Genomic DNA, 24,615 nt, shown 5'->3' on the forward strand with positions numbered 1-24,615 from the left:
CTGGCGCCATGATCCTGTCACGCGGCCGGCGCTACATCTTCATTCACATCCCCAAGACGGGCGGCACCGCAATGGCGCTGGCGCTGGAAAGCCGCGCCATGAAGGACGACATCATGCTGGGCGACACGCCCAAGGCGAAACGCCGCCGCGGCAAGGTCGATACATCGGCGGCACTGGGTCGGTTATGGAAACACTCCCGCCTGGCAGATGTGGCGGGCCTCGCCACAATTGACGAGATGCGGCAATTTTTCGTTTTTACACTTGTCCGCAATCCCTGGGACCGGGCCGTGAGTTACTATCACTGGTTGCAACTGCAGCGGTTCGACCACCCGGCCGTAGCACTCGCCCGTACGTTGTCGTTCGCCGATTTCATCCGCCACCCGCAGACCCGCGCCGCATTCAGGGCCGGGCCGGCCAGCAGTTATGTTTGTGGCCCCGGAGGAGAGGATTTATGCAACCTTTTCATAAGGCTCGAATCGCACGAATCAGATGCTGAACCTCTTTGGCGACATCTCGGCTTTCGGTTGTCGCTGGATCGCGTCAACGTGTCGCCAAGGAGCGACGACTTTCGGCGCTACTATAGCGATAGTGACGCCGAGTTGATCGCGCAGGATTGCGCCGAAGATATCAAGAAATTCCGATATATTTTCTGATCGGAAAATTCGCCACCGAATGGTGCCTAAATTCCGCAGAATTTGGCCGCTGTTTCGAAAAAATAGTTAATTGCCTCCAGTCTGCCGCATTTTCGGCCCGTCAGCGTCGCGGTGCTCGGGCCTCTTATTGTTACTGAAACACGTTGAATGCGTGTTCATGGGTCAAAACACGGGATTTCTAAGATGCTCGATGAGATTGCGAACGACTGGGAACGCGCGCAATACGCCGATCTGATGGCGGAGATGCTGGATGACCAATCCAGCGGCGCGACGACGGGTATCGTTGCCGGTACGCGGGTTGCCACCTCTGTCGGCTGGATTGCCATTGAACGGATCGCCGCCGGAGACGCGGTGCTGACCTTCGATGCCGGCCTGCGCACGGTGCGTGCGATCAAGTGTGCGCCGATGTGGGCGGGCGTGGGGCGCTGCCCGGCGCATTTCCGCCCGGTACATGTGCCGCAGGGCGTGCTGGGCAACAGCCATGCGATGACCCTTTTGCCGCGCCAGGGCGTGCTGATCGAAAGCGATCTCGCCGAGTCACATACCGGCGATCCCTTTGCCCTGGTCCGGGCCGAGTCCCTCGTGGGCATCTGCGGTATCCGTCGGTCCGAACCGACGATGCCGACAAATGTCTACCTGCTGCAATTCGACGAAGACCAGATCGTGTTCACCGCCCACGGCGCGCTGTGCGTGTGCCCTGCGGTCGGCGACATCCTGGCCCGCGTGTCCTGGGACGCGGCGGACCGGGATTATCATATGCTCTCGGAAGATATCGACCGTGAGCTCATCAATTCAATCCGTGAGGAGATCGAGGAGACCTGGATGAACGACTGTGACGAAGGTGTGCTTGGAGGAGCTGCCTGAGTCAACTTTGCCCGGGTCGTGAGACGCATCCGACCCGGTCTTTCCTTTTCAGCCGCGCTTCGGGACGCCGAGCGCGGCTGTTTTTCGTCCGGGCCCCCTGGGCGGGGCCTTTTGCATGGCTTGCGGGGTCCGGGGCCCGCGCGCGGACCCCGGGGCGCGGTCCTCAGGCCGCCGCCTTGCCGAAACGGCCATAGAAGGTGTCGCCCTTCGCGGCCATCTCGCGCAGCAGCTTCGGCGTGGTGAAGCGCACGCCATACTCCGCCGTCAGCGCGTCGCAGCGTTTCACCGCCTCGTCCGCTCCGATGATGTCGAGCCACGAGAATGGCCCGCCCGACCAGGGCGCAAAGCCCCAGCCCAGGATCGCGCCGACGTCGCCTTCGCGGATGTCCTCCAGCACGCCTTCCTCCAGCGCGCGGACGGCCTCCAGCACCTGGGCGAACATCAGGCGGTCCTGCACCGTGTCGACATCGGGTTGCGGCACCTTGTGGGGATAGCGGGCCTCCAGCCCCTCCCACAGGCCGGTGCGCTTGCCCTTTTCGTCGTAGCTGTAAAAGCCCGCCTTGGATTTCCGGCCCAGACGGCCCTCGTCATAGAGCCAGAACATCAGCTCGTCGGTCGGCTTGGCATCGCTCGGATAGGCATCGCCCAAGGCCTCTTTCGTGGCCTTGGCGATCTTGACCGCCAGGTCGATCGAGGTCTCGTCGATCAGCTGCAGCGGCCCGACCGGCATCCCCAGCATGCGTGCGGCATTGTCCACCAGGGCAGGGGCCACGCCCTCGGCCACCATCCGGGCGCCTTCGTTGAGGTAGGGGATGATGCAGCGGTTGGCGTAGAAGAACCGCGCGTCATTCACCACGATGGGCGTCTTGCGGATCTGGCGCACGTAGTCGAGCGCCTTGGCCACGGCCCGGTCCCCGGTCTGCTTGCCCTTGATGATTTCGACCAGCAGCATCTTTTCCACGGGCGAGAAGAAGTGGATGCCGATGAACTGCTCGGGGCGCGAGGAGGCCTTGGCCAGCCCGGTGATCGGCAGGGTCGAGGTGTTGGAGGCAAAGATGCAGTCGGCGGGGATCACCGCCTCGACATTCTTCGTCACCTCGGCCTTCACGCCCGGATCCTCGAACACCGCCTCGATGATCAGATCGGCGTCGGACAGCGCGCTGTAATCCGTGGTCGCGGTGATGCGGCCGAGGATCTCGTCCTTCTTCTCGGGGGTGGTCTTCTTGCGCTTGATGCCCTCGTCCAGGTAGCTTTCGGTATAGGCGCGGCCCTTGTCGGCGGCCTCCTGCTTCTGGTCGATCAGCACCACCTCGATGCCCGCCTGCGCGCTGACCAGCGCGATGCCCGCGCCCATCATGCCGGCACCCATGACGCCCAGCTTCCTGACCCTCTGGTCGGGGGCCTCGGGGCGGTTCGCGCCCTTTTCCAGCGCCTCCTTGTTCAGGAAGAGCGAACGTATCATCGCGCCCGACGAGGGGTTCATGATCACGCTGGTGAACCAGCGCGCCTCGATCTTCAGCGCGGTGTCAAAGGGCACCTGCGTGCCCTCGTAAACCGCCGAAAGCAGCGCCTTGGCCGCCGGGAAGGCACCCCAGGTCTGGCCGTTGATCATCGCGTTGGCGCCCACGAAGGTCTGGAAGCCCGCCGGGTGATAGGGCGCGCCGCCGGGCAGCTTGAAGCCCTTGTCGTCCCAGGGCTTGACGATTTTGGGCTCGGACAGGACCCACGCCTTTGCGGCGGCGACCGGATCGGCCACGACCTCGTCCACCAGCCCGGCCTTCTGCGCCTTGTGCGGGTCGCTCATCTGCGCCTGCAGCAGGTAGGGGGCGGCCATCATCACGCCCAGCTTGCGCACCAGGCGGGTGGTGCCGCCCGCGCCGGGGAAGATGCCGACCTGGATTTCCGGCAGGCCGATCTTGGCCTTGGGATTGTCGGCGACAAAGATGCGGTGGCAGGCGAGCGGCAGCTCGAAGCCGATGCCCATGGCGGTGCCGGGCACGGCGGCGGCGATCGGCTTGCCGCCCTTGTTGGTCTTGGGCTCCATGCCCGCGCGCTCGATCTTGCGCAGCAGGCCGTGCAGGGTCATCACCCCGTCGAACACGCCCTGGGCGCCCTCGGCCTTCATGCCCTGCAGGACGTTCAGGTCCATGCCGCCGGCCATCGTCTCCTTGCCCGAGGTGATGACGATGCCTTTGACCGCATCATCGGCCAGCGCATCGTCGATCAGGTCCGACAGCTCTTGCGCGCCGGTCATGGTGAGCACGTTCATGCTTTTCCCGGGCAGGTCCCAGGTGATCACGGCGACGCCGTCGGCGCCCTTGTCCATCGTGAAATCGGTCATTTCTCTTCCCTTTCCGCAGGGGTGATATCTGTCGCGCCACTGGTGGCGCGGGCGCGGGGTGTCCGCCGCCCTGTCCCCAACCCCGTCCCCGGTGCGGGGAGTGGGGCCGCGCGCCGCCGGGGCGCCGGGGCAGGGCGGGGCGGTGTCACACCCGCTCGATGATCGTGGCCGCGCCCATGCCGGAGGCGACGCAGAGGGTGGCCAGGCCGACCTCCTTGTCCGAACGCTCCAGCTCGTCGAGCAGGGTGCCGATGATGATCGCGCCCGAGGCCCCCAGCGGGTGGCCCATGGCGATCGCGCCGCCGTTCACGTTCAGCTTGTCGATATCGGCGTCAAAGGCCTGCAGGAAGCGCAGGACAACCGAGGAAAACGCCTCGTTCACCTCGAACAGGTCGATATCGCCGATCTGCATCCCGCTCTCGGCCAGGATCTTCTGCGTGGCGGGCACCGGGCCGGTCAGCATGATCGTGGGATCGGTGCCGATCTTGGCCGTGGCGCGGATGCGGGCACGGGGCTTCAGCCCATGCGCCTCGCCGAATTCCCTGGACCCGACCAGCACGGCGGCCGAGCCGTCGACGATGCCCGAGGAGTTCCCGGCATGGTGGATGTGGTTGATCCGCTCCAGATGCGGGTACTTCAGCCGGGCCACCTTGTCGAAGCCGGGCATGCCCTCGCCCATGTCCTTGAAGCTGGGCTTGAGCGCGCCAAGCGTCTGCATGTCGGTCCCGGGGCGGATGAATTCGTCATAGGCCAGGATCGGCAGCCCGTTCACGTCCCGCACGGTGACGATGGATTTCGCGAACCGGCCCTCGTCCCAGGCCTGCTTGGCCAGCTTCTGCGAGCGCACGGCAAATTCGTCGGCCTGATCGCGGGTGATACCGTATTCGGTCGCGATGATATCGGCGCTGATGCCCTGCGGCACGAAATAGCGGTCAAGCGCCACGGTCGGATCCACCGCCACCGCGGCGCCGTCGCTGCCCATGGGCACGCGCGACATCATCTCGACCCCGCCGGCGATATAGGCCTGGCCCGCGCCGCCGCGCACCTGGTTGGCGGCGAGGTTCACCGCCTCCATGCCTGAGGCGCAGAACCGGTTGATCGACAGGCCCGGGATCGACTCGTCGAGCTCGGAGGCCAGCACGGTTGTCCGCGCCAGGCAGCCGCCCTGTTCCATCGCCTGGGTGGCATTGCCCCAGATCACATCCTCCACCGCGTGGCCTTCCAGCCCGTTGCGGTCCTTCAGCGCGTTCAGCATCTGCTTGCCGAGCGAGACGGCGGTGACTTCGTGCAGCGAGCCGTCCGGGCGGCCCTTGCCGCGCGGGCTGCGCACGGCGTCGTAGATGTAAGCGTCGGTCATGACTGCTCCTTTCGCTCAGAGCCCGCGGTCCGAAGGACGGCCGGGCATCAGGTCATAGGGGTGTTTCCAGCCGGGCAGGGCCGCGATGCGGTCGAGCCAGGCGTCGATGGCGGGGAAATCCTTGCGGTCAAAGCCGAAAGGTTCGGGATAATAGAGGTAACCGCAGCAGGCGAGGTCGGCGAGGGTCGTGGTCTCGCCCACCATCCAGCTGCGGCCCGCAAGATGCGCCTCCAGCGTCTTCAGCGCGGCCTGCACCCGGCCGTTGAGAAAGCCGATGGCCTCCTGCGGGCGCTTCTCGGCGGGGATGAAATTCATCAGGAAGCGCAGCGCTCCCTGCTGGCCGGTGCCCTTCTGTCCGTCCCAGAACAGCCAGCGCAGGATCTCGTTGCGGTCCCCGTCGAGGAACTTGCCGGTCTTCCCGGCGACATGCAGCATGATCACGCTGGACTGGGTGAGCGTCAGATCGCCCTCGACCATGACCGGCGCCTCGCCCATCTCGTTGATCGCCAGGAACTCGGGCTTGCGCTGCGCGCCGCCGAAGAAATCGACCCAGACGGGCTCCCAGTCATAACCCGAGAGTTCCATCGTCAGCGCCGCCTTGTAGGCATTGCCGCTTTCGCCGAAGCAGTAGAGTTGTGCGGTCATGTCGGTCCTCGTTGCTGGTGCCGGACCGGGGGTTTCACACCCCCGGACCCCCGTGGAGTATTTTTGACGAGATGAAGATGATCTTCACCCCGCATTAAGGTTAACGCGCCTAGGCTGGCCCCGCGTTACAGGCTGGAGAGCCGATGGACGTACGAGGTGAAGCCCCGTCTCGACATATCCGGTAGCCAATCCGGTGGCGCGGGACGGGGTGGATCTCTCGCGTACCCCGGCTTCATCTCGTCCAAAATACTCCCGCCGGAGGCGTTGGACCTGTGCCGCCGCCGCGCGGCCGGGGCTTGCGGGTGCCAGTCTCACCGCTTTCTCGCGTCCAGCTCGGAGTTGAACAGCCGCAGCCGGTGGGTGAGGTTGTCCTCATGCGTGACGCTGTCGAAATTCTCGAACAGGAAGGACAGCGCCTCGCCTTCGTCCAGCCCCGCTTCCTGGGCGAAGCGTTTCAGGCGGCGGTAGGCGTCCTCGGTCATGGCGACCGGCAGGCGGCGGGTCAGGCGGAATCGTTTCGGCATCTCAGACCTCCGGTGCCTGGTTGCTGCGGGTGGGGCCGCGGCCCTCGGCGGGGCGGACGGGCATGTCGGCCAGATGCATGGCCCAGCCGGGCGCGCCTTCGGGGCGGACCTGAAAGACCGGCTCGAATGGCGTGCCGGTGGCCAGGGTGGCGGCGAGCAGTTCGATCGTGCCGGAGCCGTTCGCGCGGAAGAAGATCGGTGTGCCGCAGCGGGCGCAGAACCCCCGGTCGGCCACGTCGGAGGAGGCCCAGGTGGCGGGCGGGGCAGCGGTCCAGGTGACGCGCGCCGCGTCGACCTCGTAGAAGGCGGAGGTGAAGTTGCCGCTGGCCCGCTGGCACATGCGGCAGCCGCAGACGGTCTCCCGGGCGGGGCCCGCGGCGATGAGGTAGCGCACGGCGCCGCACTGGCAGCCGCCTGTGGCCTCGGGTCTGTCGCGCCAGTCGGTGCTCATGACTCCTCCTCTCCGTCCTGCGGGCCGCCCCGTGGGGCGCCGCGTGCCGGTGTCACCCGGCGGGTCTGGCGGCCCGTGCATCCCCGCACAGGCCGCCAATCCGTGAGTGGGGCCGATGTAAGGCCCACCCTGTCGGTCGTTCAAGGCCCGGGTTGATCCCGGGCTCAGAAGTTGGCCGCGTCCAGCGCCATCACCGTATCCGCGCCGGAGGTGATCCGGGCGAGGTGCATGGCCGTCGCAGGCAGGCGGCGGGCCATGTAATAGCGCCCCGTCGCGATCTTGGTTTCGTAGAAGGCGGTGTCGCCATCGCCTTCGGCCAGCTTCGCCTGGGCCGCCAGCGCCATCTTCGACCACATCAGGCCAAGGCAGACATGCCCGAAGAGGTGCATGAAGTCATAGGACCCGGCCAGCGCGTGGTTGGGGTTCTTCATGCCGTTCTGCATGAAGAACATGGCGGCCTCCTGCAGGTGCTTCGACGCGGTCTTCAGCGGCTCGACGAAGTCCCTGGCAAAGGCCTCGTCGCCCGCGTTCTCCTTGCAGAAGCCCTTGATCATCTCGAAGAAGGCCATCGCCGGCTTGCCGCCCTCGGCGGCCAGCTTGCGGCCCACCAGATCCAGCGCCTGCACGCCGTTGGCGCCTTCGTAGATCATCGCGATCCGGGCGTCGCGGGCGAACTGGGACATGCCCTGTTCCTCGATATAGCCATGCCCGCCCCAGATCTGCTGGGCCAGCACCGCCATGTCGAACCCCTGATCGGTCAGGAAGCCCTTGAGCACCGGGGTCAGCAGGGAAATCGCGCCCTCGGCGGTCTTGTCATCCATCCGGTGGGCCTGGTCGATCATCTGCGCGCCCCAGAGAACGAAGGCGCGCGCGCCCTCGGTAAAGCTCTTCTGGTCCATCAGCGACCGGCGGATGTCGGGGTGCACGATCAGCGGATCGGCGGGGCCGTCCTTGTTCTCGGCGCCGGTGACGGCACGGCCCTGCAGGCGTTCCCGGGCATAGGACAGGCCGTTCTGATAGGCGGCCTCGGCCACGGCCAGTCCCTGCATGCCGACGCCCAGGCGGGCCTCGTTCATCATGGTGAACATGGCGCGCATGCCCTTGTGCGCCTCGCCGAGGAGCCAGCCGGTCGCCCCGTCGTAGTTCATCACGCAGGTGGCGTTGCCGTGGATGCCCATCTTTTCTTCGATCTTGCCGACCGAGACGCCGTTGCGCTCGCCCGGGGTGCCGTCCTCCCTGACGATGGACTTGGGCACGATGAAGAGCGAGACGCCCTTGATCCCGTCGGGGCCGCCGGGGATCTTGGCCAGCACCAGATGGATCACGTTCTCGGACATGTCGTGATCACCGGCCGAGATGAAGATCTTCTGCCCCGTGATCCTGTAGGACCCGTCGTCCTGCGGTTCGGCCTTGGTGCGCATCAGGCCCAGGTCGGTGCCGCAATGCGGCTCCGTCAGGTTCATGGTGCCGGTCCATTCGCAGGTCACCATCTTGGGCAGATAGGTCTGTTTCTGCGCATCCGATCCGTGGGCATGGATGGCGGAATAGGCGCCGTGGGTCAGGCCCTGGTACATGGTAAAGGCCATGTTGGCGGCGGTGAACATCTCTCCGGTCGCCACGCCCAGCACATAGGGCATGCCCTGGCCGCCGTAGTCGGGATCGCAGTCCAGGCCGGTCCAGCCGCCCTCGCGCATCTGCTCGAAGGCTTCCTTGAACCCGGTGGGCGTATAGACCACGCCGTTTTCCAGGCGGCAGCCCTCGACATCGCCGACCGCGTTCAGCGGCGCGAGCACTTCGGAGGAGATCTTGCCGGCCTCTTCGAGGATCGCGGCGGTGAAATCGCGGTCCAGCTCGTCATACCCCGGGATGTCGCTTTCCGAGGCTTTCAGAACATCGTGCAGGATGAACTGCATGTCCTTCACAGGGGCTGTATAGCTGGGCATGTCTCTCTCCCGAAGTGCTTGCTCATGGCAGCGGCCGGGCGGATTACTCGGCCGCGTTCTTTCTTTCGTTCACCGAGGCGATCATCTGCGCGCCCCAGGTCATCTGTTCCTTCAGCTCGGCAATGGCCTCGTCCAGCTCGTCGCGCTGGCGTTCCATGTCGGCCAGGCGCTTCTCGGCGATTTCGTAGGTCTTGCGCAGCTGCGTCTGCTGCTGGTCGCCCATGTTGTAGAGGTCGAGAAGCTGGCGGATTTCCTCAAGGCTGAAACCGAAGCGCTTGCCGCGCAGGATCAGCTTCAGTCGGGCCCGGTCGCTCCGGGTGAACAGCCGCTTCTGGCCTTCGCGTATCGGGAACAGCAGCTCCTTTGCTTCGTAGAACCGCAGGGTGCGCGGGGTCACCTCGAAGAGGTCGCACATCTCGCGGATAGTCATGGTGTCCTGGGTCATTTCCTCGTTCCACTCACTCGTTCAGAACCCGGCGGACCATTTGGTCAAATTTTTACCGGTTGGTCGGAAATGCCCTCGTTGACCTATGGATACAACGGAAAACCAAGTTGACGTAACCGCTACGTCACGTCACTTCGGCGGTGACGTAAGATAAAGCAAGTTGCCCTAGGGGAATTTGAAATTTTGTTAGCACACAAACGAATTCGTGAGCGCGGGTGAGGCAGCGTGAGTGCCCCTGGGTCATGCCGCAAGGGCAACCCGGGGAATCAGTCCCCGACGGTTTCCATGCCCAGGCTTTGCGCCGCGTCGTTGCGCAGGTTGCGCAGTTCCTCGATCGCCTCGTCGATCTGGTGCCGCCGGGTGCGCAGTTCCGACAGCTGGGCGTCGGCCTGTTCGATCCAGACCCGCATCTGCGCCTCGTTGCCCTCCTGGTCGTAGATCATCAGCCACTGCCGGATGTCTTCCAGGGGAAAGCCGAACTTGCGCCCGCGCAGGATCAGCTTCATCCGCGCGATCTCGCGCTTGCCGTAGTGGCGGGCCCGGCCCTGGCGTTCCGGCTGCAGCAGTTCGATGTACTCGTAGTAGCGCAGCGTGCGCGGCGTCACGTCGAAGTGGTCGCACATCTCCTTGAAGGTCAGCTTGTCGGTCATGCCAGGCCCTCCCTGTTCTTGACCCGAGGTTAGGCATATGTCGCGTTGCGGGCAACTGTCCAGCGCGGGGGCATGTGGCGGCGATCATGGTCTTGCGGCTGGCGGGCAATGCGGGTGAAATGCCGGAGAAAGCGAGGCGGAATGGATCAGGCGGAACGATTGGAATTGGTGCGCGGCTTCTTTGCCGGGCTGCCCTACGGCAAGGAGCTGTCGATCCGCATGGACGACCTGCTGCCGGGCCAGGCCACCATGTCCATGCCCTACGACACCCGCCTGATCGGGGATCCGGCCACCGGGGTGATCCACGGCGGGGCGGTGTCGGCGCTGCTCGACACCTGCTCGGGCGCCGCGGTGATGAGCCATCCGGCGGGCGGGCGCAGCACGGCCACGCTGGACCTGCGCATCGACTACATGCGCCCGGCGACCCCGGGCCAGAGGATCACCGCCGTATCGACCTGCCACCACGTGACACGCTCGGTCGCCTTCGTGCGCACCGTCGCAACGGACGAGGACAGCACCTCGCCTGTCGCGATGGCCAACGGGGCCTTCACGGTGGACGGGGAATGACGCATCGGCCCCCCGAACCCGTGCAGGTCGTCAAGCAGCGGCGCGACAGTGCCCTGGCCGGGCTGGTGGCGCGGGTGCCGTTCATCGGCTTCCTCGGCGTGACCTTCGAGCGGCGCGGGGACGAGCTGACGGCGGTGCTGCCCTACCGGCCCGTGCTGATCGGCAATCCGCATCTGCCGGCCCTGCATGGCGGGGCCACGGCGGCCTTCCTTGAGGTCACGGCCATTGTCGGGCTGAGCTGGACCCTGTTGTGGGAGGGGATCGAACATTTCGGCCCCGACAGCGGCACCTTTGGCCCGGATACCCTGCGTCTGCCGCGCACCGCAGATTTCACCGTCGACTTCCTGCGCACCGGCCTGCCGCGCGACGCCTATGCCCGCGCCATCGTCACGCGGTCGGGCCGCCGCTATGCCAGTGTCCGGGCCGAGGCCTGGCAGGACAACCGCGCCCGTCCGATCGCCCAGGGCACCGGCCATTTCGTCATGCCGCAGGATCCGCACAAGACATGAGCCAGCCCGACGCCCAGATCATGGACCTTGCCGCCGCGGGTCCCCTGACGCATCGCCGCGTGCTGCGGATTTCGATCCCCATCGTGCTGTCGAACGCGACAGTGCCGATCCTGGGGGCCGTGGATACCGGCGTGGTCGGCCAGCTGGGCCTGCCCGAACCCATCGGCGCGGTGGGCATCGGGGCCATCATCCTGACATCCATCTACTGGGTTTTCGGCTTCCTGCGCATGGGCACCACCGGGCTGACCAGCCAGGCGCTCGGCGCGCGCGACCGGGCCGAGGTCGCCGCCCTGCTGATGCGCGCGCTGATGATCGCCGCCGTGGCCGGGCTGTTGCTGATCTCGCTCCAGGGGCTGATCTTCTGGGGCGGCTTCGCCCTCTCGCCCGCGTCGGACGAGGTGGAATCGCTCGCCCGCGACTACATGCGGGTGCGCATCTATTCGGCCCCCGCCGCCATCGCCGTCTACGGTCTGACCGGCTGGCTGATCGCACAGGAGCGCACGCGGGCCGTGCTGGTGATCCAGGTCGTGATGAACGGCATGAACATCGTGCTGGACCTGTGGTTCGTGCTGGGGCTCGACTGGGGTGTCACCGGGGTGGCCTTTGCCACCTTCCTGTCGGAATGGGTGGGTGCCGCCGTGGGCATCTGGTTCTGCCGTGACGTCTTCCGCACCCCGGCCTGGAAGGACTGGGCGCGCGTCTTCGACCGCCAGCGGCTGAAACGCATGGCGCTGGTGAACAGCGACATCCTGATCCGCTCGCTTTTGCTGCTGTCGATCTTCACCTCGTTCATGCTGTTCGGCGCGCGCTTCGGCGACGTGACGCTGGCGTCGAACCAGGTGCTGCTGCAGTTTCTGAACATCACGGCCTATGCGCTCGACGGGTTTGCCTTCGCGGCCGAGGCGCTGGTCGGCCAGGCGCTTGGCGCGCGCTCGCGCGGGGCGCTCAGGCGGGCATCGGTGCTGACCTCGGCCTGGGGCGGGCTGTCCTGCATCGTGATGGCGCTGGCCTTTGCCATCTGGGGCGGGGCGATCATCGACCTGATGACCACCGCGCCGGACGTGCGCGCGGTCTCGCGCGAGTATCTGCCGTGGATGGTTGCCGCGCCACTGACCGGGGTGGCAAGCTGGATGCTCGACGGCATTTTCATCGGCGCCACCCGCTCGCGCGACATGCGCAACATGATGGTGATCTCGGCGCTGGTCTATTTTGCCGCCGTGCTGGCGCTGTTGCCCCTGCTGGGCAATCACGGGCTGTGGCTGGCCTTCCATATCTCGTTCATCGCCCGGGGCGCGACCCTGATGTGGAAATATCCCGGGCTGGAGGCCGAGGCGGACCGATCCCTGCCGGCGTGACAGTTCTGCCGCGCCCGGGCGATTTGCGTGCCCGGGGCACCGCTTTGCGCAGGGATTGCTGGATCGGGGATCGCGAACCGGATAAGCACGCCCCGTTAATCCGGAGCGTAACGATGCATCGTCTGTTCAGCCTGTTCCTCTGCCTGTGTCTGGGCCTGCCCGCCGCCGCGCAGGAGCGGCAGAAACTGGGCTATGGCCGCCTGATCACCAACGATGTTCTGGGCGACGGGCAGGACCGCTGGCAGACCGGGTCGATCCAGTCCAGCCGGGTCTGGGGCCCGGCCTGGACCGGCACCGCCCCCGACCGTCCCGGCCCGCTGCTGGAACTGCGCCTGCAGGGCCAGGTCATCGCGCCCGAAAGCCTGACCCGCCCGGCGCGCGGCGACCGGCCCTATGCCAACGCGCTCTCGGCGGGCCTGCACACGCACTACCAGTTCCGCGGGATCGAGGTCGCGGCGGGGGCCGATCTGGTGATGACAGGCGAACAGACCGGGCTGACCTGGCTGCAGGACAACCTGCACGACGCGCTTGGCATCGCCGGGCCGTCGCGCGCCGTGCGCGCCCGGGCCATCGGCGACGGGCTGCACGCCCGCATGGTGATCGAGGCGGCCCACAGCCTGCACCTGGGAGAGGCGGTGACCCTGCGCCCCTTTGTCGAAGGGCGCTACGGGGTCGAGGATCTGATCCGCGCCGGGGCCGACCTGACCATCGGCCGCATCGGGACCGGGGAGCTGCTGGTGCGCGACGCCGTGACCGGCCAGCGCTATCGCACGGTGCGCCAGCCCGCGCGCGGCACGGCCTTTGTGCTGGGCGGCGATGTGGCGATGGTGTCGGACAGCATCTTCCTGCCCGGGGCCGTCACGCCGCGCGACACCCGCAGCCGCCTGCGTGCGGGATTTCACTGGGACACCGGCCGCGCCCGGGGCTTTTACGGCCTGACCTGGCTGGGCCCGGAATTCACCGGCCAGCGCACAGGGCAGCTTGTCGGATCGGTCCGTCTGAACATCGACTTCTGATCGGGCTGGCGGGGCTTCCCCAGGGGAATCGCATCTGGTACCCTGTCGCCAGAACAGGCGGGACAGAACCGCCGGCAGAGCAGTAGCACGAGGCAGGCATGGGAACGGGCTTTCGCGGCACGTTCGTCATCTCCTGGTCGCAGACAGAAGTTGACGGTTTACAGGGCGCACCGCTGGATGTGCTCGCCGCGGGCGCAAGCTGGGCCTGGTCGGGCGAGGCGGTGCGGATCGACGGGCCGTCGGATCTGCTGCAGCTGGGACAGTCGGACGAAGTGACCGAAATCAGGCAACGCGCGGCATCCAAGGTGCGGCGGCTGGCGGGGCAGGCCCTGGGCCAGGCGCATCGGCTGGAGGATCTGCCCGACGATTCCACGGTGCGCGAGCGGGGCTTCCTGCTGACCAACGGCCCGCAGAGCTTCTTTGCCACGATGATCGAGCTGGGGCGCGGCCTGCCGCCCTTGCTGATGTTCCTGGACCAGTTGCCGCCGCGCAATGCCGAGCTGTGGGTCGTGCGCACCATGCTGGGCCGCCGCCGTCCCGAGCCCGACCATGCGGGGCAGGGCGGGTTCATCTGCTTCACCCCCGGCACGCTGATCCGCACCCCGATGGGCCTGCGCCCGGTCGAGGCGCTGCAGGAGGGCGATTACGTCGACACCAAGGACTGCGGCGCGCAGCCGGTGCTGTGGACCGGCAGCCGCCGGCTGACCGGCGCGCGGCTGCATGCCATGCCCTGGCTGCGCCCGATCCGCATCTCTGCCGGGGCCTTTGGCGTGGCGCGGCCCGACCGGGCGTTCATGGTCTCGCCCGAACACCGGCTGCTGGTGCAGGGGCCGGTGGCACGCGCGCTCTTCAACACCTCCGAGGTGCTGGTGGCCGCGCGCGACCTGTTGCAGGGCAGCGCCGTCGCCCGCGACATGACCCTGCCCGAGGTGACCTATATCCACCTGCTGCTGCCCGCCCATCAGATCATCTGGGCCAACGGGATCGAGACGGAAAGCTTTCACCCCGCCAATGCCGCGCTCGACCAGCTTGGCGCGGGCGACCGCGCGCGGCTGCTGTCGGGCATGCCGTCGCTGGGGCGCGATCCGGCCAGCTACGGCGGCTTTGCGCGCCGCAACCTCAGCGCGCCCGAGGCGGCGATCCTGCTGCGCGACGCGGCCTGACCGGCGGGCGGGCACGCCTGGCGCCGCAGGCTTGAACCCGCGCTGAAACGGCGCCACCCTGCGGGCCAGCGGAGGAGCAGTCAGATGACCGGCAGCAGCGATAACGCAGATGGCCCCCGGCTGCTGTCGGGCGGCAACCCGCAGATCCCCAAGGGCATGGGCGAGGGCCCGGTGCAGGACTACATCGCCGCCATGCCCGGATGGAAACGGGACGTCGGCCGCCGGATCGACGATATCGCCGGCGCGACCCTGCCGGACCTGCGCAGGATGGTGAAATGGAACACGCCCTTCTATGGCGTGACCGAGGGCGAGTGGATCATGGGGTTCCACTGCCTGACCCGCTATGTGAAGGTCTCGTTCTTCCGGGGCGCGCGGCTGGATCCGGTTCCGCCCGTCGGCTCGAAACATCCCGAGGTGCGGTATCTGCATGTGGGCGAGGACGGCGTTCTGGACCAAGACCAGTTTGCCGACTGGCTGCGGCAGGCCGCCCGCCTGCCGGGGGAAAAGCTCTGAGCGGCGCGTTCCGGTGCCGCCGGGCATTGACTCTGCGCCCCGCCCCCGTATAAGCGCGCCTTCATTGGTGTTGGTGGCCCCCGCAAGGGGATGCCTGTCAGTGCCGGTTCATACCGGTACAGAGGACAACGCCCTTCATCGCCGCATGTCTGCGGCCACATACCTGAAGGAGATCAGACGGTGACCAAACGCACCTCTGCCAAGTACAAAATCGACCGCCGGATGGGCGAAAACATCTGGGGTCGTCCGAAATCCCCGGTCAACCGCCGCGAATACGGCCCCGGCCAGCACGGCCAGCGCCGCAAGCAGAAGATTTCCGACTTCGGCCTGCAGCTGCGCGCCAAGCAGAAGCTCAAGGGCTATTACGGCGACATGACCGAAAAGCAGTTCCGCCGCATCTTCGCCGAGGCCGAGCGGGTCAAGGGCGACACCGGTGAGAACCTGATCGGCCTGCTGGAGCGCCGCCTGGACGCCGTCGTCTACCGCGCCAAGTTCGTGCCGACCGTCTTTGCCGCCCGTCAGTTCGTGAACCACGGCCATGTGCTGGTGAACGGCAAGCGGGTGAACATCCCCTCCTACCGCGTCAAGGAAGGCGATGTCGTCGAGGTCCGCGAAAAGTCCAAGCAGATGGCCCTGGTGCTGGAAGCCGCCGGCCTGCCCGAGCGCGACGTGCCGGACTATCTGGAAGTGGACCATTCGAAGATGACCGCCGCCTTCGTGCGCACCCCGGCCCTGTCGGACGTGCCCTACCCGGTCATGATGGAACCGCACCTCGTCATCGAATTCTACGCGCAGAACTGATCCTGCGCCGGATACGAAATCGAAAGGCCGCACCCCGGGGGTGCGGCCTTTTTTGTTGCGGCCCCGGCATCTGCATGGGCTGGGGCGGGCGGCCCGGCCCGGCCCGGGCGGGTCAGGCGACCTTGGGCGCCTTGATGCGCAGGAAGTAGATGAAGAGCGCGGTCATCGCATAGAGCCCGATGCTGATCGGGTTGGTGACAAAGGCCATCGCGTCACCGTTCGCGGTGATCAGCGTCCGCCGCATGTAAAGCTCCAGATACGGCCCCAGGATGATGCCCATCAGCATGGGCACCAGCGGATAGGCCATCAGCCGCAGCAACCAGGCGAAAATGCCGATCGCCAGCGCCATCCACATCTGGAACACCGAATAGGTGGAGGCATAGGTGCCCACCATCGCGATCATCCCGATGAAGGCATAAAGCACCCCGCGGTTCATCCGGGACAGCCAGATGTAATAGGGGCCAAAGATCAGCACCGACAGGAAGACGAAGACGGCGGCGACCATCAGCGCCGCGAACATCGGCGCAATCGTGGCCATCTCGTTCGTCAGCAGGCCGGGGCCGGGCACCAGCCCGTGGATCAGCAGCACGCCGAAGATGATCGCGGTGACCGAGTCGCCCGGGATGCCCAGGGTCAGCAGCGGCACCACCGCCCCGCCGCACATGGCGTTGTTGGCGGTTTCTGCCGCCGCCAGCCCCTCGTGCGAGCCATTGCCGTATTCCTCGGGCTTCTTGCTGACGCGCTTGGCCTCGGCATAGGCCACGAAAGAGGCCATCGAGGCCCCGCCGCCCGGCAGCATCCCGATCAGCACGCCGATGACCGAGCTTTTGACATAGGTCCAGAAGCCGATGTCGCGCACGTCTTTCCAGTCGGGCCAGAAATCCCGGTGCCGCACCTTGAAGGCGGGCCTGTCGGCGGCGGCGCGGGCTTTCGCTCCGCCCTGCAGCAGCAGTTCGCAGATCGCGAACAGGCCGATGACGGCGGGCAGCAGCTGCACCCCCTCGATCAGGTTGGCGCTGCCGAAATCGAACCGCCCCTGCGCCACCATGTTGTCAAAGCCGACGGTCGAGATCATAAGCCCCAGCGTGACGGTCACCAGGCTTTTCCAGATCGACCCCTTGGCCACGATCACCACCGTCACCACGGCCATGAAGACCAGCGCGAACTTGTCCGGCGTGCGGAACATCAGGGCGAACTGGCTCATCGGGACGGCGACGAACATCAGTACCGCCGCGCCCAGCACACCGCCGATGGAGGAGGCCAGCGCGTCGAGGCTGAGCGCCTTGGCCCCGTGCCCGCGCTTCATCAGCGCATAACCCTCCATCGTGGTGATCGCGCCCGAGGCGGCGCCGGGGATGTTCACCGTGATGCCGGTGACCGATCCCGCATAGATGCCGGACATGAAGATCGCCATGACCATCACCAGCGCATTGGTCAGCTCCATCGCGAAGGTAAAGGGCAGCAGCAGCGCGATGGCCAGCGTCGCGGTCAGGCCGGGGATGGCGCCGAAGACGAGGCCCATCAGGAAGCCGCCGACGAGGTAAAGGAACGTCTCGGGGTTGGCGAGGGCGGCGAAACCGCCCAGCAGATCGGCGAGCATCAGAAATTCCCCGAGGGCAGGAACAGATCGAACAGCGTCACGAAGAACAGCCAGCCGACCCCCGTGATCCCTGCCGAGATCAGGGCCGAAGACAGCACCGCCTTCAGCGGGCCAAGCCGCTCCTGCTCGAACAGCCAGGCCACGCCAAAGGCATAGCCCAGCGTCGCATAGACATAGCCCAGCGGTTCGAACGCCCAGGCAAAGGCGCCGGTCAGCACGATCAGGGCGATGGTGCGCAGGCCGAACCGGGCATCCTCGTCATCCTCATGATGCGCGGTGCCGCGCAGTTCCTGCACCAGCACGCCCAGGGCGCCGATGGCAAGCGCCGCGACAAGGACCAGCGGCATCAGCGACGGGCCGGGTTCGCCACGGGCAAAGGGCAGGGGCAGCAGCAGGGCCTGCTGCAGATAGGCCGCGTCAAGCGCGAGGATCAGCAGCGCAAACAGCGCCTGGCGATTCATCGTCAAGGGACACGCCTCTTTCGGGTCGTTCCGTTACGGGGCAGCCCGGCCGTCGACCACGGCCGGGCTGCTTGTCCTTGTCGCTCCGTGGGTCGGCCTATTCCAGCACGCCCTCGGCCTTGAGCTTGTCGAGCAGTTTCAGCGCGCGGGTCTGGGTGCGCTCGACATAGGCTTCGGTCTGTTCGCCATCCATCCAGTAGGCGTTCATGCCGGTTGCGGCGGCCTTTTCCTGGAACTCGGGATCGTCAAAGGCGGCCTTGAGCGCGGTGATCAGGGTATCCTTGACCTCTTGCGGGGTGTCCGCGGGCACGGCCAGCACGCGCATGCCGCCCCAGATCACGTCATAGCCCAGTTCGGTGAATGTCGGCACATCCGGCAGGCTGGGATCGCGTTCGGAACCCATCACCGCCAGCACCTTGACCTGGCCCGCTTCGGCGGCCGAGGCGACGGTGGCGTAGCTGAGGCTCGCCGCGTCGTTCTCGCCCGAGATCAGCGCCTCGCGCTGTTCGGCCGAGCCGTTGGGGAAGGGCACGTGGTTCAGCGTCACGCCCAACTGGTCGGCCATGTCCAGCGCATGCAGGTGCCAGATGCCGCCGATGCCCGAATCCGACACGGTGACCTCGCCCGGGGCGGCCTTGGCCGCGGCGATGAAATCGTCCAGCGTGGTCCAGCCGGTATCGGCATTCACCGCCAGCACGGTCGGGTAGAGCGTGACATTGGCCAGATAGCTGAGCGTCGAGGTGTCATAGCCCGGCACGAGGGCCTTGTAGGGCACGGTGATCATGCTGTCCCAGGTCAGCGTGCCGATGGTATAGCCATCGGGGCGCGACTTCATCAGGCGCAGCGTGCCGACGCCCGACTGCGCGCCGGTCACGTTCTGGGTGCGCACCCCGACGCCAAGCGGTTTCTCGGCATATTGCAGAAAGGTGCGCATCACGGTGTCGGTGCCGCCGCCCGCGCTCCAGGGCATGATATGCGTGATATCCTTGCCGGGAAAATCCTGCGCGCCCGCGGCCAGAGTGCCGGTGACGATGATCGCGACGCCGGTCAAGGCGCTGCGAAGACCCTTTGCGAAAGTCATGGTGGGACCTCTCTGTTGCATGTGGCAGGTCCCGAAAAACCCGGGCCCGCCGTGGTGTGGAGTGCCTGCCGGAGCAGCCTCCAGTTTGTATACAGAACAATATGCAGGTTGGAGTGCATTGCAACGGTTTTTCCCTCAGCCCATTGTGGGCGGCGATGAATGACGGGAGAACGACCATGAAAACAGGCAATCTGCCAGGCACCGGCGAGGTCGTTCTGGATCACTGCGGGCATTTCGTGGCGGACGCCGATGCCGCACGGGAGGCGCTGGACCGGCTGGGGTTCACCGTCACGCCGTTTTCGGCCCAGGTGCAGCCGGACCCGGCGACCGGGCAGATGCGGCTGACCGGCACCGGCAATATCTGCGTTATGCTGCCGCAGGGCTATCTGGAGGTTCTGGTCCATACCGCCGACACCGCCATCGGGCGCGAGTTCCAGGCGGCGCTGGACCGGCGCGCCGGGCTGCACCTTGCCGCCTTCGGGCTGGCCGATACCCGGGCGCGGCATGCAGAGCTGGTGGCGACGGGGCTCGACATGCGGCCGCTGGTGCATTTCTCGCGTGAGGTCGGGACAGAGACCGGCGTCGAGACGGCGGCCTTTACCGTCGCGCGCATCGCGGCGGGCGAGATGCCCGAGGGGCGGGTGCAATGCCTGACCCATCACACTGAAAGCGCCCTCTGGCAGCCGCGCTGGACGACCCATGCCAACGGGGCGCGCGCGCTCGACGCGATTGTCCTCTCGGCACCCGACCCGGCCGAAAGCGCCGCGCGTTTCGCGCGGTTCCTCGGCCGGCCGGCACGGGCGCATGGCAGCGGGCTGCGGATCGCGCTGGACCGGGGTGCGCTGGAGTTCCTGCCCGAGGACGCGGCAACGGCCCTGGTGGGCGAGGCGGTCGATCCGGGCCGCCCGTGTTTCGTCGGCCTGCGGATCGGCATGGCGGATCTTGCGGACCTGCCCGACGGGATCGGGGGGCATCGGGCCGACGGCGCGCTGGTGGTGCCCTTCGGCCCCGCGCTCGGCCCCGGGGTCTGGCTGTTCCAGCCCGCCCGCGGCTAGCGCTCCGGTGCGAACCGGCGTGGCCGCAACCCGGCGTGGAACCAGGTGATCAGCGAATAGATGTCATAGACCGGCAGCCCCGTCGCCGCCTGCACCGCCGCGCTGTAGGGCGACATATTGGTGCATTCCAGCACGATGGCGCCGACCTCGGGGTGCCGGGCCACCAGCGCCTGCGCTGCCGCGACCACATCGGCGCAGGCCAGTGCCGGGTCCAGGTCGTCCTTTTCGGCCTTGATGATGGTGCGGAAGAACTCGGTCCCGCCTTCCGTGCCGGTCACCGGCGTGTCGCGGGGCACGCCGATCCCGTCCAGATGCGCAGGCGTCAGCCCGGCGGCGTTGATCGTCACGATCCCGGGGCGCCGGCCCGGCGGCAGGGTCGCCTGCACCCAGGGCACCTGCATCATGGACGAGGTCGCCACCGGCACCTGCAACGCCGCCGCCAGTTCGCGCTGGTAGATCGACAGGAAGCCGCAGTTGGTGGTGATCGCCTCGGCCCCCAGGTCGATCAGGTCGCGTGCGGCGGCGATGAAGTCGTCCAGCAGCCCGCGCGCCCTGTCGCAGACCACCCGGTCGGGGCTGGCGCCCCGGACGATGCGGTAGATCACCGGGAAGGGCCATGTCCCGGCATGGCCCATCTCGCCATGAATCCGGGCGAACCGCGCCTCAAGCATCAGGATACCCAGCGGTGCGCCGTAAAGCGCCTTGCCGCCGCGCGCCACATGTTCGCCCGGGGCGCCGAAGGGGCGGAGCGGATCGCCCATCACCGGAACCGCGTCGCGGCAAAGGGGGCAAGGTCGATCTCGGGCGCCTCCCCGGTCACCAGCTGCGCCGCCAGCCGCCCGCTGCGGGCCGAGGAGACGAGGCCCACATGCCCGTGGCCAAAGCAATGCACCACGCCCGAGATCCCCCCGGCAGGGGCGATCACCGGCTTGCCGTCGGGCATGCTGGGCCGGTGGCCCATCCAGACCTGCGCCTCGCTGACATCCAGCCCGGGGAAGAGCGCGCCCAGATGGGTGCGCATGATCTCGGCCCGGCGCCAGTCGGGGGCGGCATCGGTGCCGGCGATCTCGACCTGCCCGGCGCAGCGCACGCCGGTGGCCAGCCGCGAGACCACCACCTTGCGGTCGCTCACCATGACCGAGGTCGTGGGCCCCGGCAGGTTCGAGCCGCCCTCGACCGTCACGTGGTAGCCGCGCTCGCTTTCCAGCGGCAGCCGGTCGCCGGCCTGTTTCGCCAGCGGGGCCGAGTGCGCGCCGCTGGCGATCACGGCGGCCGGGCAGGCGATTTCCCCCTGCGAGGTGAGCACGCCCGCCAGCTTGCCGCCCTCGGCCCGGAACCCGGTCGCCCGCGCGGCGAGGTGGCGGGCCCGCATCGTCACGGCATGGGCCAGCAGCGCCGCGCAATAGGCGCCGGGGTCCAGGCACTGGCCCGCCTCGGGGACGAAGACGCCAAAGCGGTAGTCCCTCGACAGGTCCGGCTGGCGCAGGGCAAGGGCGTCGCCCTCGATCTCCTGGCATTCGATCCCCAGGTCGCGGCGGATGCGCCAGCCCAGGGCCTCGGCCTCATAGGCCGCCCGGCTGCGATAAACATGCATCAGCCCGCTCTCTGCGTCGATCAGCCCGGGCACACCGGCGCGCGCGGCCACCTCGGCATGCAGCCGGGGCGCGTCGGCCAGCAGCGTGCGCAGGTCGGCGGCGATCTGGCGCAGCTTGGCCTCGGTGCTGCCGGCGGCAAGGTAGCGCAGCAGCCAGGGCAGCACGCGGGGCAGGTAGGCGGGCCGCAGGCTCAGCGGGCCCAGCGGATCGCGCAGCCATTTCGGAACCTGTTTCCAGACCCCCGGGGCAGAGGGCGGGGTGACCGAATGCGACGACAGCCAGGCGGCATTGCCATAGCTCGCGGCCTGCTGCCCGCCCGAGGGGCCGGGATCGACCAGCACGACCTTCAGCCCGCGTTCGGCCAGTTGCACCGCCGTCTGGACCCCGATGATACCCGCACCGATGACGGTCACGTCTGCCTTCATTCCGCCTCTCCCGCCAATCTGTTCCGGGCGCGGCCCGCCATGCCGGGCCCGCGCCTCAGCGCCGCGTGATGCATCCGCTGTCTCCGTCCACCTGCACGATGTCTCCGTTGGTCAGCTCGTCCCAGAAGGCCGCCGCGGGCTCCACCACGATCGGCACCCCGGCCAGGATCGCGCCCTGGGTGACCGAGGGGTCCGGCAGCTCTTTCAGGATCAGCGCCGCCGGATGGGTGCCGTGCACCTTGAGCTGGTAGAGAAACCGCCAGGCCCCGGCCGAGCCCCGGCTGGCGGGCAGGACCAGCACCCGCCCGGCCACGCAGTCGCCCAGCAGGTCGCTGGAGCGCCCGACCACCTTGCCCGACCGGATGTCGAGATCGCCCAGGAACGACAGCGCCGTGCGCGAGATCATGGCGGCCCCGGTCGCCTGTCCCTTCACCACGCCACGCGCCTGCCAGGAGGCCTCAGCCATTGTGCCGTCTCCGGGGTTGGAACTGCCCGGTGACCGCCGTTTCCACCGCCAGTTCGCTGGTGGTGAACAGGGTCGGGCACTGGATCATGTCGCGCACGTAATGGGCCTGCTTGGCGCTGTCGACGACGATGGTGCGCAGCCTGGGCGGCACCACGCCCAGCTTGGGATCGGGCGAGCAGCTGCAGGCGAAATGGCACGAGATCGGGCAGGTGTCGCTGACCACCCGCGCCCCGGCCGCGACCATCGGCGCGATCAGGCCCGCATCCTGCGCCATCCGGCGCACCGCCCGGCTGGTGGTGACCCAGAGCTCGACCCCCGGTGCGACGCGGCGGCCCGAGAGCAGGGCGGCGTAATGTTTCATCTCTTCGAAGGAGGCATGCGGGCAGCCCAGATGCACCAGATCGAACCCGGTCTCGGCCCCGGTGCAGAAGGCGTCGAAGACCCCGGCGATGTCGGCCTCGCCCACCTCGGCCTCGGGCAGGCCGGGGGCGTCGGCCTCGTCCGGATAGGGCGGTGTCACGCCCGGCACCACGAACATCGCCACCCCGCCCGAGGTCGCCATGCCGACACCCAAGGCATCCAGCTCGTCCGGCGAGGGGCGGGCCTGCAGCCCCCGGATCAACGGGACCCCGCTGCCGACCGCCGTGCCGATGACATAGCCAAGCGCGGTGAAATCCGCCGTGCCCCGGGGCCGCGCGGTCACGGTGACGCGATGCGTGGGCTGGCGGTTGCGATCCAGGTGCAGGCCGAAGCGGGGATAGCGCCCGGTCATCCCGGCATAGACCGCGAAGAACCCGTCGCGGTTGGACCGCGCGCCCAGCACGGAATTGGCAAAGACCGTGACCCCGCTTTCGATCGAGGCGATATGCATGTTCCAGGTCGGCCAGTGCCCGGCCCAGTAGGGCGTGCAGGTGAAGGAGGTCGCGCTGCCCATCAGGCGATGCGCCACCTCGGCCCGTTTCTGCAGCAGGCCCAGCGACTCGGGCGCGCCGGTGGCCTGCCAGTTGCCCATGTCCGCATTGGCGATATTGGTCGAAACGGGCACCACCATGCGCGCGCCCTGGTCCGCGGTGGCCTCGATCAGCTCGACATCGCCCTTGTAGAGCGCCATGCCCGCATGGACATGGGCATAGCCGATATCCACCATGTCGGGGGCGTCATAGGCCTCGCCCAGCTGGACCAGCGCCGCCATCGCCTGCCGCGCGGCCCCGCCTTCGGCACCGTCGAGCAGGGCAAGATCGCGGTCCGACAGCTTCATCGGTCAGCTTCCGATCCTGAGCGTGGCGGTCTCGCGCCGCAGCGCGGCCAGGATGCTGAGCGCGACCACCATGCTGGTGCGGTTGTTCTGCGGCGAGGGGTAGTTCTGCGACGTCATTTCGAGCGAGACCGAGCTGGCTTCTACCGTCAGCGTATGGCGGGCGCCGGGCAGGGTGCCGTCGGCCATGATCCTGACCTGCGTGCGGTCCAGCCCGATACCGGCCAGCCCCAGCGTCACGGCGACGTTGAAATGGCGCGGGAAATGCCCCGCCGCCGCACGCGCCGATCCCTCGAAGACCGGTACCGGGCCGTGGGCGGCGGGAGCCAGGTCGATTCCGTTGTCGTGGATATAGCTCTCATGGGCGAAGGAGGCCGGGTTGATATGCGATGTCAGGATGACAGAGGCGATCTCGTCCTCGTGGGCCGCGCGGATGATGTCGAGACCCGGCAGCGTGCCGCCCGCGATCTGCAAGGTGCCGCCCGCGGCCTCGGCGATGTCGATCAGGTCCAGGTTCACCGCCAGGGCGCCGACGCTGACCGCCACCACGTGACCGCCCGCGCGCAGGGTCGGTTCGACCACGTCGCGGAATCCGTCATAGGTTGCGCATTCGACCAGGATCGCCTCGTATCGCGGTGCCTCGTTGGCCGAGATGACGGGCACGTCCAGCCCGTAGCGGGCTGCGTTTTCGGCGGCGCGCGCCGTGTCCCGCGCCGCGATGGCGACGATTTCCAGCGTATCGGCCTGGCCAGAGGCGACCCGCGCGGCGATCTGCTGCCCCACGTTGCCAAATCCGCCCAGTACGATCCGCGTCACGCCTGCCATGCCCCTGCCATCCCACGATTGTCTTGACTGGTTGCTGTACTCTGTCATGTATACA

Annotated in this window: 26 protein-coding genes; 10 read left to right on the forward strand and 16 right to left on the reverse strand. The window is 67.6% G+C overall.

The window, feature by feature from the left end; all coding sequences use genetic code 11:
* Nucleotides 1–8: 8 nt before the first annotated feature.
* Complete coding sequence (locus tag GLS40_RS06445) at nt 9–653, forward strand: sulfotransferase family 2 domain-containing protein (RefSeq protein ID WP_160381927.1); 645 nt, start codon at nt 9–11, stop codon at nt 651–653.
* 147 nt (nt 654–800) lie between these two features.
* Nucleotides 801–1,517: a Hint domain-containing protein gene (locus GLS40_RS06450; protein ID WP_160381928.1), complete on the forward strand. Its 717-nt coding sequence runs from the start codon at nt 801–803 to the stop codon at nt 1,515–1,517.
* A gap of 163 nt (nt 1,518–1,680) precedes the next feature.
* On the opposite strand, the gene GLS40_RS06455 is transcribed toward GLS40_RS06450, so the two are convergent.
* The 8 genes from GLS40_RS06455 to GLS40_RS06490 all read right to left on the reverse strand — a co-directional run bounded on the left by GLS40_RS06455 (nt 1,681) and on the right by GLS40_RS06490 (nt 9,873).
* Nucleotides 1,681–3,858 (reverse strand): 3-hydroxyacyl-CoA dehydrogenase NAD-binding domain-containing protein, encoded by a 2,178-nt coding sequence (locus GLS40_RS06455; protein WP_160381929.1) that lies wholly within the window; start codon nt 3,856–3,858, stop codon nt 1,681–1,683.
* 145 nt (nt 3,859–4,003) lie between these two features.
* The gene (locus tag GLS40_RS06460; RefSeq protein ID WP_160381930.1) at nt 4,004–5,215 is read right to left on the reverse strand and encodes an acetyl-CoA C-acetyltransferase; all 1,212 of its coding nucleotides are present in this window, start codon (nt 5,213–5,215) and stop codon (nt 4,004–4,006) included.
* Nucleotides 5,216–5,230: 15 nt separating this feature from the next.
* Nucleotides 5,231–5,860, reverse strand: coding sequence for a glutathione S-transferase family protein (locus GLS40_RS06465; protein ID WP_160381931.1), 630 nt, complete (start codon nt 5,858–5,860; stop codon nt 5,231–5,233).
* Between the two features lie 311 nt (nt 5,861–6,171).
* On the reverse strand, nt 6,172–6,384 hold the full coding sequence (locus GLS40_RS06470) for a hypothetical protein (RefSeq protein WP_160381932.1): 213 nt from the start codon (nt 6,382–6,384) through the stop codon (nt 6,172–6,174).
* Between the two features lies 1 nt (nt 6,385).
* Nucleotides 6,386–6,835 carry a GFA family protein gene (locus GLS40_RS06475; protein ID WP_160381933.1) on the reverse strand — a complete coding sequence of 150 codons (450 nt, stop codon included), beginning with the start codon at nt 6,833–6,835 and terminating at the stop codon, nt 6,386–6,388.
* Between the two features lie 164 nt (nt 6,836–6,999).
* Complete coding sequence (locus tag GLS40_RS06480; RefSeq protein ID WP_160381934.1) at nt 7,000–8,778, reverse strand: acyl-CoA dehydrogenase C-terminal domain-containing protein; 1,779 nt, start codon at nt 8,776–8,778, stop codon at nt 7,000–7,002.
* A gap of 43 nt (nt 8,779–8,821) precedes the next feature.
* On the reverse strand, nt 8,822–9,223 hold the full coding sequence (locus GLS40_RS06485) for a MerR family transcriptional regulator (RefSeq protein ID WP_160381935.1): 402 nt from the start codon (nt 9,221–9,223) through the stop codon (nt 8,822–8,824).
* 266 nt (nt 9,224–9,489) lie between these two features.
* Nucleotides 9,490–9,873, reverse strand: a complete 384-nt coding sequence (locus GLS40_RS06490) for a MerR family transcriptional regulator (RefSeq protein WP_160381936.1) — start codon at nt 9,871–9,873, stop codon at nt 9,490–9,492.
* Between the two features lie 141 nt (nt 9,874–10,014).
* Between GLS40_RS06490 and GLS40_RS06495 the strand changes: the two genes are divergently transcribed.
* The 7 genes from GLS40_RS06495 to rpsD all read left to right on the forward strand — a co-directional run bounded on the left by GLS40_RS06495 (nt 10,015) and on the right by rpsD (nt 15,797).
* Nucleotides 10,015–10,440, forward strand: a complete 426-nt coding sequence (locus tag GLS40_RS06495) for a PaaI family thioesterase (RefSeq protein WP_160381937.1) — start codon at nt 10,015–10,017, stop codon at nt 10,438–10,440.
* A complete protein-coding gene (locus tag GLS40_RS06500; protein ID WP_160381938.1) occupies nt 10,437–10,949 on the forward strand; it encodes a PaaI family thioesterase in 513 nt (170 codons plus the stop codon). Before GLS40_RS06495 ends, GLS40_RS06500 begins: the two co-directional genes overlap by 4 nt.
* The gene (locus GLS40_RS06505; RefSeq protein ID WP_160381939.1) at nt 10,946–12,304 is read left to right on the forward strand and encodes an MATE family efflux transporter; all 1,359 of its coding nucleotides are present in this window, start codon (nt 10,946–10,948) and stop codon (nt 12,302–12,304) included. The genes GLS40_RS06500 and GLS40_RS06505 overlap by 4 nt, the downstream gene beginning before the upstream one ends.
* A gap of 113 nt (nt 12,305–12,417) precedes the next feature.
* Nucleotides 12,418–13,320 carry a lipid A-modifier LpxR family protein gene (locus tag GLS40_RS06510; protein WP_160381940.1) on the forward strand — a complete coding sequence of 301 codons (903 nt, stop codon included), beginning with the start codon at nt 12,418–12,420 and terminating at the stop codon, nt 13,318–13,320.
* Nucleotides 13,321–13,418: 98 nt separating this feature from the next.
* Nucleotides 13,419–14,483 carry a Hint domain-containing protein gene (locus tag GLS40_RS06515; RefSeq protein ID WP_160381941.1) on the forward strand — a complete coding sequence of 355 codons (1,065 nt, stop codon included), beginning with the start codon at nt 13,419–13,421 and terminating at the stop codon, nt 14,481–14,483.
* An 84-nt stretch (nt 14,484–14,567) separates the two neighbouring features.
* Nucleotides 14,568–14,996: a DUF1801 domain-containing protein gene (locus tag GLS40_RS06520; protein ID WP_160381942.1), complete on the forward strand. Its 429-nt coding sequence runs from the start codon at nt 14,568–14,570 to the stop codon at nt 14,994–14,996.
* 180 nt (nt 14,997–15,176) lie between these two features.
* Nucleotides 15,177–15,797, forward strand: a complete 621-nt coding sequence (gene rpsD / locus GLS40_RS06525; protein ID WP_160381943.1) for a 30S ribosomal protein S4 — start codon at nt 15,177–15,179, stop codon at nt 15,795–15,797.
* A 112-nt stretch (nt 15,798–15,909) separates the two neighbouring features.
* On the opposite strand, the gene GLS40_RS06530 is transcribed toward rpsD, so the two are convergent.
* From GLS40_RS06530 to GLS40_RS06540, 3 genes are all read right to left on the reverse strand, one after another.
* Nucleotides 15,910–17,397 carry a tripartite tricarboxylate transporter permease gene (locus GLS40_RS06530; protein ID WP_160381944.1) on the reverse strand — a complete coding sequence of 496 codons (1,488 nt, stop codon included), beginning with the start codon at nt 17,395–17,397 and terminating at the stop codon, nt 15,910–15,912.
* Nucleotides 17,397–17,858, reverse strand: coding sequence for a tripartite tricarboxylate transporter TctB family protein (locus GLS40_RS06535; protein WP_235905827.1), 462 nt, complete (start codon nt 17,856–17,858; stop codon nt 17,397–17,399). The genes GLS40_RS06530 and GLS40_RS06535 overlap by 1 nt, the downstream gene beginning before the upstream one ends.
* 97 nt (nt 17,859–17,955) lie before the next feature.
* Entirely contained in the window at nt 17,956–18,939 is a 984-nt protein-coding gene (locus tag GLS40_RS06540; protein ID WP_160381946.1) for a Bug family tripartite tricarboxylate transporter substrate binding protein, read from the reverse strand.
* A gap of 176 nt (nt 18,940–19,115) precedes the next feature.
* On the opposite strand from GLS40_RS06540, the gene GLS40_RS06545 reads away from it, so the two are divergent.
* Nucleotides 19,116–19,994: a VOC family protein gene (locus GLS40_RS06545; RefSeq protein WP_160381947.1), complete on the forward strand. Its 879-nt coding sequence runs from the start codon at nt 19,116–19,118 to the stop codon at nt 19,992–19,994.
* On the opposite strand, the gene GLS40_RS06550 is transcribed toward GLS40_RS06545, so the two are convergent.
* From GLS40_RS06550 to GLS40_RS06570, 5 genes are read right to left on the reverse strand one after another with little or no spacing between them, the layout of a single operon-like run.
* The gene (locus GLS40_RS06550; RefSeq protein WP_160381948.1) at nt 19,991–20,755 is read right to left on the reverse strand and encodes an aspartate/glutamate racemase family protein; all 765 of its coding nucleotides are present in this window, start codon (nt 20,753–20,755) and stop codon (nt 19,991–19,993) included. The genes GLS40_RS06545 and GLS40_RS06550 overlap by 4 nt on opposite strands.
* The gene (locus GLS40_RS06555; protein ID WP_160381949.1) at nt 20,755–22,014 is read right to left on the reverse strand and encodes an NAD(P)/FAD-dependent oxidoreductase; all 1,260 of its coding nucleotides are present in this window, start codon (nt 22,012–22,014) and stop codon (nt 20,755–20,757) included. The genes GLS40_RS06550 and GLS40_RS06555 overlap by 1 nt, the downstream gene beginning before the upstream one ends.
* A 55-nt stretch (nt 22,015–22,069) precedes the next feature.
* Nucleotides 22,070–22,480, reverse strand: a complete 411-nt coding sequence (locus GLS40_RS06560) for an aconitase X swivel domain-containing protein (protein WP_160381950.1) — start codon at nt 22,478–22,480, stop codon at nt 22,070–22,072.
* A complete protein-coding gene (locus tag GLS40_RS06565) occupies nt 22,473–23,738 on the reverse strand; it encodes an aconitase X catalytic domain-containing protein (protein ID WP_160381951.1) in 1,266 nt (421 codons plus the stop codon). Before GLS40_RS06565 ends, GLS40_RS06560 begins: the two co-directional genes overlap by 8 nt.
* Nucleotides 23,739–23,741: 3 nt before the next feature.
* Nucleotides 23,742–24,560: an aspartate dehydrogenase domain-containing protein gene (locus GLS40_RS06570; protein ID WP_160381952.1), complete on the reverse strand. Its 819-nt coding sequence runs from the start codon at nt 24,558–24,560 to the stop codon at nt 23,742–23,744.
* Nucleotides 24,561–24,615 lie beyond the last annotated feature (55 nt).

The organism is Pseudooceanicola pacificus, from assembly GCF_009789075.1.
Taxonomy (GTDB): domain Bacteria; phylum Pseudomonadota; class Alphaproteobacteria; order Rhodobacterales; family Rhodobacteraceae; genus Pseudooceanicola; species Pseudooceanicola pacificus.